This window comes from Ideonella sp. P3_A4, from assembly GCF_056403075.1.
The window spans coordinates 1-9,041 of record NZ_JBFUGE010000235.1 but is presented as its reverse complement, the minus strand read 5'-3'; the positions used below and the strand labels follow the sequence as shown (position 1 = coordinate 9,041).

The window sequence follows — 9,041 nt, the reverse complement described above, 5'->3', positions numbered from 1 at the left end:
TGACTGACTCATTCAAGGGCATTCGAGGGAGTTTCCATGCAGAAACAACGACTCATCGCGACGGCGGGGGCCATCGGCCTAGCCGTTCTGTGCGCGGCAGCATCCGCCGCACCTGGTCATCAAGGTAGCCGGGCCACTGCCCCATCGGTCACACCCGTCGGCGTTGATCCGTTGACCTACCAGAAGATCGAGTGGCCGCGCGCGCATCCCACGGCCAAGGCCTCGGTGCCGCCACGCGTGTCACCGGCGTCTGCATCAGCCGTGCGACCGACGTGGTCCTACCTCTCCTTCGGCACTTATATCGGCGCCCAAGGCCTTGTCGCCGCCACGGTGGCCGGGTCCACCGAGGTCTATGCCACCGCGAGCAGCCTGACCTTCGGCAGCTACTGGTATGCCTTGAGCAAGTCGTCGACCTCGCTGTCCGATGGCCTGAAGCAGACGTTCGCCTCGGAAGAATTTGCGTCACCGATCGTCAATCTCTCGGTCGTCAGGATCGCGGGCGAACAGCGCATCGTCGTCGCCTTGCAGGATGGAACCCTCATCCAGTACGACGCGGCCTCCAAGCAAATTCGAGAGATCGCCAGCAGCCCATGCGGCAACGGGCACGACGGCCTGCGGGCTTTCGCGACGGGCGACTTGAATCGCGACGGTGCCGACGAATTCATCTCGATCTGCGTGGACGACATGCTGTACGCGCACGGCCCCGCGTACGCCGCGTGGTCGCTGGCCAACGTCGGCGGATCGCGCATCGCCCTGGGCCAGATGGATGACGACGCCGCCATCGAGATCGTCACGAATGCGGGGAAGGTCATCGACAGTGCCGCCAGGAAACCGCAGTGGAGCCGCGCGACCGGCTTCGGCGACTACCTGGTGACCGGCGACATCGACGCTGACGGCCGCGACGAATTGATCACCGCCGGCGGCGCGGGTGTCATCACGGCCTACGACGTTGAGACGAAGCAGCGCAAGTGGGTCTTGCAGGCCGGATCGGACATCGACGCCCTGCAGTTGGCCGACCTCACCGGTGACGGCGTGCGGGAGCTGCTGGTGGGCGATGGGCAATGGGGATCGGTCCATGCGTACGACACGACGAGCCGGGTGGAGATCGGAAAGATCGACAACCCAGACCACGGTGTGACGAACATGCTCGTGACCGACGTGAACGGTGACGGCATTTCCGAATTGTTGTGGGGCGCGGGTGCCACCAGCACGGGTCCGGATTTCCTGCATGTGGCCACTTGGGCCACCAAGCACATCGACTGGCAGAACTTCGACCTAGTCGGCCCCTTCATAGGCCCCGTGGCCGGCGATCTCGACGGCGACGGCATCGACGAGATCGTCTTCGCTTCACGAGGCTCGAACGGCTTCGACGGCGGCGGCCGCATCATCGTGCTGGACAGCCGGACCCTGGCCGTGCGAGCGGTGTCCGGCCCGACGGGAGACGGCGAGAGCACGCTGGGGATCCGCGACATCCGCCTGGGCGACGTCGACGGCAATGGCCGTCCGGACATCCTCATCGCAACGGACCACGGGTATAACGGCGCCCTCGAAGCCTACAAGTTCACCCGCAAGAACGCCTTTGTCCGGACGGCCTCCGCCTACCACGACCAAGCCTGGAGCTTCGACACCGTGGCAGCCGCCGACATCGATGGCGATGGCAAGGTCGAATTCCTGGGCGGCTCGACGAGTGCCATCTTCGTCTTCGACGCGGCCACGGGAAACATCCGATGGAGTTCAGGCGTGGGCGGGGACCCGAAGGACCTGTCGATCGGTGATCTCGATGGCGACGGCAAGCTGGAGTACACGTGCCTAGCCGCCGACGGGAAGCCCTACGTGTATGACGGCGTGACGCGCTCACTGGACACGACCATCGAAGGCTTCCACGGCACCGCCATGTCCTCGGCCAAGCGCGTCGCCGGCCCGCACCTGCTCGTCGGCGACGATGCAGGACTTGTGCACGAGATGGCCTTCCAGAACGGAGCCTATGTCGAAGTGAAGGGCTGGCCCGCAGCCACCGCCCCGATCGACGGGGTGGCGGGCGACGCCAGTGGCAACGTCTGGGTGGGCACCGAGGGCAAGCTACGCCAATTCGACAAGCAGAACACCCTGCGCTATGAGAGCGTGCCCCTGGGCGGCTATGTCGGCCGACAAGTCGTTCGAGTCAAGGGCCTCGGCCTCGACCTGACGGCCGGCAACCAAGGCTTGTACGGCCTGCCCTACACCAAGCAGTGACGCACGCAGGGCCCGGGTCAGGATCGTCAGACCCGGGCGTGACCAGATGGGCCGCACGCGGCCCATCCACCTCAAGGCTTGGAAGCGGCGTGCGAAGCAGTCGGTTGACCGCCTGCGCCCGCCGCCTTGCCCTGCAACTCGCGCGCGACCCGCTCAGCGCCGTACACCCGCTCCAGCGCGTAGACGATGGCCTGCGCATGCACCGCGATCGAGCGGGCCTGGGCGTCGGTGTAGACGAAGCGGCCGCCCAATGCTTCCAGGTTGCTGTCGAACATCAGCCCGACCAGTTCGCCGCGCTGGTTCACCACCGGTGAGCCGGAGTTGCCGCCGATGATGTCGGCGGTGGTGACGAAGTTCAGCGGCACACGGGCGTCCAGCTTGGCGCGCGCCTTCTGCATGACCGGTGGCAGATCGAAGGGCTCCTTGCCGTCGAAAGCGTCGGCGCGGGCCAGCAGACCGCCGAAGGTGGTCTTCCACGGCGTGACCCAGCCGCGCGATTCGTACCCCGCAACCTTGCCGTAAGACAGCCGCAGCGTGCCGGTGGCATCGGGCGGCAGGTTGCGGCCGTAGATCGTGAAGCGGGCTTGGCCGAGCCGGTCGGCTGCCTGCTGGACAGGCGTGTCGACCTGCTCTTCCTTGAAGCGCGCGAGTTCGCGCCGCAGCGGGTAGACCTCGCGCGCCAGGCGGACCAGCGGGTCGTCCGACGCCTCGATCGCCTTGACGCCACCGGCCATCAGCGCCAAACGCACGGCCACATCGTCCAGGTGGCTGTTGCGTACCCAGCGCTCGGCGGCCGCCTCTGGCGTGTCGCTGCCCAGCACGGTTTTGACGAAGCGGTGCTCAGCGCCCAGCAGGGTCAACGCCTCGCGGAACTGGCCCGCCAGGCGCGCGACTTCCAGGTCCTTGTACAACGGCGCATCAGCCGTCAGCTTGCGCTCGACGTCAGGCAACGCGGAATCGCGAAACGCCACCAGCCGCTGCGCCTCGGGCAGTTGCCGTTCGTAGGCCAGCTCGACCAGGTTGCCGGCGTGGGCGAACAAGGTCTTGTAGCCATAGCCAACCGCCCACAGCTCCTTGGCCTTGGCGGCGTGGCGGCCGGTGGCCGCCTGCACCTCGGCCCAGGGATCGTCCTTCAGGCCCCGCTCGGCGTAAGCAGCACGGAAACGCGCCTCGTCGGCCTGCTTGGCCGCCATCACCGCCGGGTCGTTCAAGGCCGCGAACTCGCCGCGCATCGACTTCAGCCAGTTCTCGGTGCCGAACAGCCGGTCCACCGCCTGGCGCGCCGCTTCGGGCGACCGCTTCGAGTAGGCGTGCAGCAGCGTCTGCTGCGCTTCGGCGCTGGCCAGTTGGAGCGGCAGCACGGCCTCGCGGTTGGTCTGCAGTTGCGCCAGGGTTTGCAGCCGGTCCGTGCGGCCCGGGTGGCCGATCACGAACACCGCGTCGCCCTCGGCCACCGGCTTGTCGGCCAGCGTCAGGTGCTGCGGCGACGCAATCGGCTTGCCGTTTTCATAGACCCGCATCAGCGCGAAGTCGAGGGCGAAGCGCGGGTAGACGAAGTTGTCCGGGTCGCCGCCATAGAACGCCGCCTGGAACTCGGGCGCGAAGACCAGCCGGACGTCGTCCCACTCCTTGAAACGGTAGAGATGGAACAGCGAGCCGCTGTACAGCGACACCACCTCGCAGCGGCGGCCGATCTTGGCATCGCCGCAGCGCTTTTCGAGGCCGGCAATGGCTTCCTTGCGCAACGCGTTGCGTTGCTCGTCGTTGCTGCCGCTGGCTATCGCCTGGCGCACGGTCTCGGTCACATCCTCGGTCGAATGCAGCACGCGTGCTGTGCCGCCCGGGCAGCGCAGCTCCTGGGCGGCGGAGGCCGCGGCGTAGCCATGGCTGACCAAGTCGCGCTTGGCGCTGGAAAGTTGCTCGATGCAGCCCAGCGCCACGTGGTGGTTGGTCAGCATCAGGCCGTTGGCCGAGACGAACGAGGCCGAGGCGCCGTAGTTCACAGCGGCATGCTGAAGGTGCTTCAGCAGCGACGGCGACAGCGTGACGCCGTAGCGCTGCTGCACCTGGTCGATCGGCGGGTTGTCAAAGGTCCACATGCCGTCGTCGGCAATGGCCGCGGCGGCGATGGTCAGCAGGGCGGTGGCGGCGAAAAGGTGGCGGACAAAAGGGCGCGCACCGGCCTGGCACAGGCGGTCGGTCATGGGTCTATCTCTCCCTGGTTTGGCGGCAGGCTGGCGCCACGCAGGAAGCGGGCCACGCCCGCCAGCGTGGTCGACGCCGAAGAGTTTAGAGCCTGCCCCGGCCAGCGATGGCGGGTGTGGTCACCTCAGCCGCCGGTGTCGTCCGTCATCGGTGGGACAAAAGCCGCTCACGCACCGCCGCCACGTGCTCGCCGACTTCGTCGACGATCTGGCTCAACACCTCTTCGGTGCAGCTCAGTTCCAGGCACCAGTAGTGCAACTCCACCGGGTCCATCGTGTTCACGCGGCCCGGGTCCAGGGGCTTCAGGAAGGTGATCGGATCGGTCGTGGCTTGCGGGCTGCTCTGCATCATGGAGGCCTCCTGCGCGTGCGTGGTGCGTCTGGTGGCGCGCGCCTGTGCGGCGCGTGGTGTCCACCAGTGTGGCCACCACGCGCCCGAGCAGCAACCCGCGCAGCCAAGCCCCTGCCGCCGTCATGCCCGGGCGGCAGCAGGGCCCCAAATGCGGCGCCTGCCCAGAAGGGCGCCGGCCTAGTTCACGCTTGCCGTCACATCGGATCGGGTGGTCGGGGCCACCGGCTTCACGGCAGCCGGTGCGGCAGCCGATTGGCCCGCTTCCCACTGCCTGGCCAGATCCACCAGGCGCTCGAAGGCCGCGCCCTCGTTCAGCAGGGCTTCCTTGGTGTGGGCATCGAGCGGGTTTTCCATGCCGAGTTCGTCGCGCGGCATGCGGTCCTTGCGCACGGAGTCCATCACCCGCTTGATCTCAGCCGCTGCATGCATCGGCGTCTGCAGCAGCACCAGCCGCTTCATGCCGTCGGGGTTGTTCGGCACGTGGCAGTCCATGCACTGGCCTTCGCRCAGGCGCAGGGCGAGGCTCTTGTAGGCGGTGTCCAGTTTGCCGAGGTAGGGGTTGTCCTGCCGCATCAGGCCGTCGAACACCGTGACTGTCGGCTGGCTGCGGCCCTGGGCATCGGTCCAGCGCCACTGGCCGTCGAACTTGGGCGGTGTCACGTGGGCGCTGGCCTGGATCGGCGGGTGGGAGCCGAAGACGGTGAACTGCGCGACCTTGACCCGGTCGGTCTTCACGTCCCACCACAGGATCAGGTCGTTGGCCTTTTCGTACATGCCCCACTTCTCGTTGTCGTGCCAGAAGGGGTACGGGAACTGGCCCGGCGTCAGCCCGTTGCGGAAAGCCGTTTCCAGGCGGATCTGGTACAGCCCTTCACGCTCGACATAGTTGACGCTGAACTGGCCGTTGAACATGAACAGCGGCACGTACATGCCGGCGAGCACGTCGGGACCGAACTGGGTCAGCTTGGTGTCGGACAGCTTGGCGGCCGGGTCGCGCTGGCGTCCCCACAGCACGAAGTTCTGCAGGCTGCGTTTGAACTGCGAGTCGCGAAACAACCCGCTGCGGCATCTGTCGAAGGCCGTCTGGTCAGYGGCGTCGGACACCGGACACAGCTGGGCCAGCTCATCGGCAATCTGCGCCGCCACCTTGATCACGCGCCCCTGAGGGTCCTCTCCCGCAGCCGCCGGTAATGGCGCCGTCTGGGCTTGCGCGCTGATCCAGGATCCAACGAATGCACAGGCGAGAAGAGAGAACTTCAGCTTCGTCATCAAGGTTCGTGCTCCATCTTTGGGTGGGTGAAGATCAGTGCTTCAGCCACCCAATCCATGGGCAACGAAGCACTGGATTGCGCGGGACCTGGCGGCGTGACGAACGCCGCCCCTAACCGATGATCCGTCCGGTGCGGTCGATCGCGACCACGTCGACGAAATGCGAGCCGTCGAGCCTTTGCGGCGTGAAATGCACGCGGTAGCCGCCCAGGTCGACGTTGAGCTCGGACAGTGCTTCCTGGAAGCGGCTGCGGCTGAGCTGGCTGCCGCTCTTGGCCGAGCCCGCCTTGGCCGCCTCGATCGCCACGCGGCCGGCGATGTAGCCTTCCAGGCTGGTGAAGCCGATGCGGGCACCGCCGCCGAGCGCAACCAGGTCTTCCTGGCAACGCTTGACGACCTGGGCCGACACCGAGCCCGGGCGCGGCACGACCTGGCTCATGATCACGCTGCGGCCCTTGTTGGCCATGGCGTCGATCAAGGTCTGTCCGGCGAAGGACGACGCAAAGTGGAAACCGGGGTAGCCCCCCACCGCCATGCCCGACATGATGTCCAGGACCGGCTGGGCGTTGGTCGTGAACAGCACGCAGTCCAGGCGTGCGTCCAGCAGCTTGCGCACTTCGGCGTCGAAGCTCTTCGCGTTGCGGTCCAGTGGCACGCTGACCGTCATCTCCAGGCCCACCGCCTTCAACGCCTTGGTCATCGCTGCCTGGTTGGCGGGCGACGTGTCCTTCAGGTGCACGTAGCCCAGGCGCTGCATGTTGAAGCTCTTGATGTACGACAGCATGCGCTGGTACTCGTCGTCGTACCCGGTGCGCACGTGGTAGGCCATCGTCCACTTGTCGTCGCGGATGCCCATGTTGCCGCTGGCGGTGCCCAGCACCACCACGCGCTGCTCTTCGGCGAAGGGCAGGCAGACCTCGGCGGCAGCGCCACTGGTCAAGCCGATCAAGGCGGTGACGCCCGAGTCGACCAGTTGCTTGACGTTGGCCTTGCAGCGCTCCTTGTCGCCGGCATCGTCGAGCGTCATCAGCTCGAAGCGCGGGCCCTTCGGATCGGCCTTGTTGGCGGCGTTGAACGCGGCCAGGATGCCGTCGCGCACGTCCTTGCCGTAGCCGGCTTGCCCACCGCTGAGCGAGGCCGACTGGCCGAACTTGATGACCGACGGCTGCGCGCGCAGCGGCGCCATCCAACCGGCAGCCGCAAGCGCGGCACCGTTTACAACCAAGCTTCTTCTTTTCATCACAGTCCCAACAACGGCTAAGAAAGAAAACCCCGGGCGCACCGATGCGCCTGGCTCGTGGCCAAGGCCGATGCTCAACGTCGGAAGTCCGTCCCCGTTCTCCTCTGCAGCAAACCAGCTACGGCGTCACATCGCTGGCTGCGATGTTCACCGGTGTCTGTGACAACTTCACGAGCGTCACGCGCTGGCCCCCAAGCCTTCGCAGCAGCCGGCCGACGCGGACCCGAAAGGCGCATCGGCGGCGAGAACCCCCTCACAAAAAAAAAGGGTGCCGGCAGCAAGCCACCGGCACCTTGAAAGTCAACCAACTCTTGCCCGAAGGCTCGACGCCGGTTGTGGAGGGATCTGGTTCGGCCGACTCGTCAGAGTCGGTGGAAGTTGTTGATCGCCTGTCGAGGGTGCGCTTCAGCGCCCCTCAGCAATCGCGTCAATGCGTCAATCTTTGGGTTCAGCCGCCCCCATACGGGAAGTCGCACAGGCCAAACAGCGCCAGCAGGAAATCAAACATGGGGTACTCCTCAACAACGTCCTCAATCAATGACGGAATTTCAACAAAGAAGAGTTCGCCTCGCCACCTACTCAACCGGGTAGGGGCCGGATAGCCCACCCGTCGGGTAGGCGCTGAGCGCCGCCATCTTTGCCGTCATGGCCGCTCTGGAGCGACCTTGCCAGCAGGGCATGTCCCCGCTGTGTCTTCAGAGAATACCGAGTGAACTCGCCTTGGTGGCCGCCACCACGCGCGAGGAAACATCTAGTTTCTTGAAGACGTTCTTCAGGTGAAACCTCACCGTGTTTTCACTGACGTTGATCAGCTGCCCGATGATCCAGTTGGACTTGCCCTCCAGCACCCGCAGCAGGATCTCTCGCTCCTTGGGCGTCAGCTTGGGCTTGGGTTTGGCCGCTTCGATATGCGCAGGCAAGAGCAATCGGCATGCCGCATCCTGTGCATGCGCAGCCAGGAACTGCAAGTCGGCCAGCATGCGCGTCAGGTCCTTCTCGTCGGTCGGCAGATCGCGTTCGCGGTCCAGCCCGAGCAGGAAGGTTTTGTCGTCCGACAGTTGCAGCGCCACGCAGATGCCGGTGCGAAAACCCCAAGGCGCAGCGTGTTCCCACAGCTCCGGCGCACCGTTGTCGACATAGAACTTCTGGTCGTAGTAGAAGGGCACACCCCGCTGGCGCAAACGGGCCAGCACCGGGTCGGTCGTCACGTTTTTTGTATCGACCGACTCGCTGTGGAAGTCGGTGGGTCGGTTGCCCACGTAGGGCGAGTACTCCTCCAGCGCCCGGGCGTGGTTGGACATCAGCACTGCACTCACCAGCGGAAAGTCCATGTAGTGGGCAAAGGCAATCAGCCGCCGCCGGAAGCTGTCCTGGTCAGGCGACTGACTGATGTCCAAGTATTTCTGGAGTAACTGCATACGCACCTGTCGTGCAGAAGTTATTGCTTTTTTGCCACCCACCTACCCAAGTGGATAGCTTGTTTGGGCACCCGCGGCGATGGAGACTCAAGCCTACTGCAATTCAGGGGGACTTCTAATGAACGCGCAAGCAGCGTCGTCGATTGCAATGTGGCTGCCCGTTGACGTCAAGCTCCAGCACTGGGCGGGAGCGTCGAGGCGTCTGCGGCATTGCGCCAGCATGCAGCGACGCCGCGGCCCCGAAGACTTCGTCGAGCATGGCGAGACGACCTGGGCGATGACCTCGACGCTGGGCACGATGACCATCCTCTTCGAATGGGCAGAGG

General features: G+C 65.7%; 6 protein-coding genes. 1 reads left to right on the top strand and 5 read right to left on the bottom strand.

Annotation, left to right across the window (positions count from 1 at the left end):
• Positions 1-36: 36 nt before the first annotated feature.
• Positions 37-2,232, top strand: coding sequence for an FG-GAP-like repeat-containing protein (locus tag AC1DYI_RS19410; protein WP_477205770.1), 2,196 nt, complete (start codon positions 37-39; stop codon positions 2,230-2,232).
• Positions 2,233-2,303: 71 nt separating this feature from the next.
• Here the strand turns inward: AC1DYI_RS19410 and AC1DYI_RS19405 are convergent, their stop codons facing one another.
• The 5 genes from AC1DYI_RS19405 to AC1DYI_RS19385 form a co-directional block, all read right to left on the bottom strand.
• Entirely contained in the window at positions 2,304-4,436 is a 2,133-nt protein-coding gene (locus AC1DYI_RS19405; RefSeq protein ID WP_477205769.1) for a S46 family peptidase, read from the bottom strand.
• A gap of 145 nt (positions 4,437-4,581) precedes the next feature.
• On the bottom strand, positions 4,582-4,788 hold the full coding sequence (locus AC1DYI_RS19400) for a DUF3606 domain-containing protein (protein WP_477205768.1): 207 nt from the start codon (positions 4,786-4,788) through the stop codon (positions 4,582-4,584).
• Between the two features lie 177 nt (positions 4,789-4,965).
• The gene (locus AC1DYI_RS19395; protein WP_477205767.1) at positions 4,966-6,057 is read right to left on the bottom strand and encodes a hypothetical protein; all 1,092 of its coding nucleotides are present in this window, start codon (positions 6,055-6,057) and stop codon (positions 4,966-4,968) included.
• A 112-nt stretch (positions 6,058-6,169) separates the two neighbouring features.
• Positions 6,170-7,297: an ABC transporter substrate-binding protein gene (locus tag AC1DYI_RS19390; RefSeq protein WP_477205766.1), complete on the bottom strand. Its 1,128-nt coding sequence runs from the start codon at positions 7,295-7,297 to the stop codon at positions 6,170-6,172.
• Positions 7,298-7,992: 695 nt separating this feature from the next.
• Complete coding sequence (locus tag AC1DYI_RS19385; protein ID WP_477205765.1) at positions 7,993-8,694, bottom strand: helix-turn-helix transcriptional regulator; 702 nt, start codon at positions 8,692-8,694, stop codon at positions 7,993-7,995.
• Positions 8,695-9,041 lie beyond the last annotated feature (347 nt).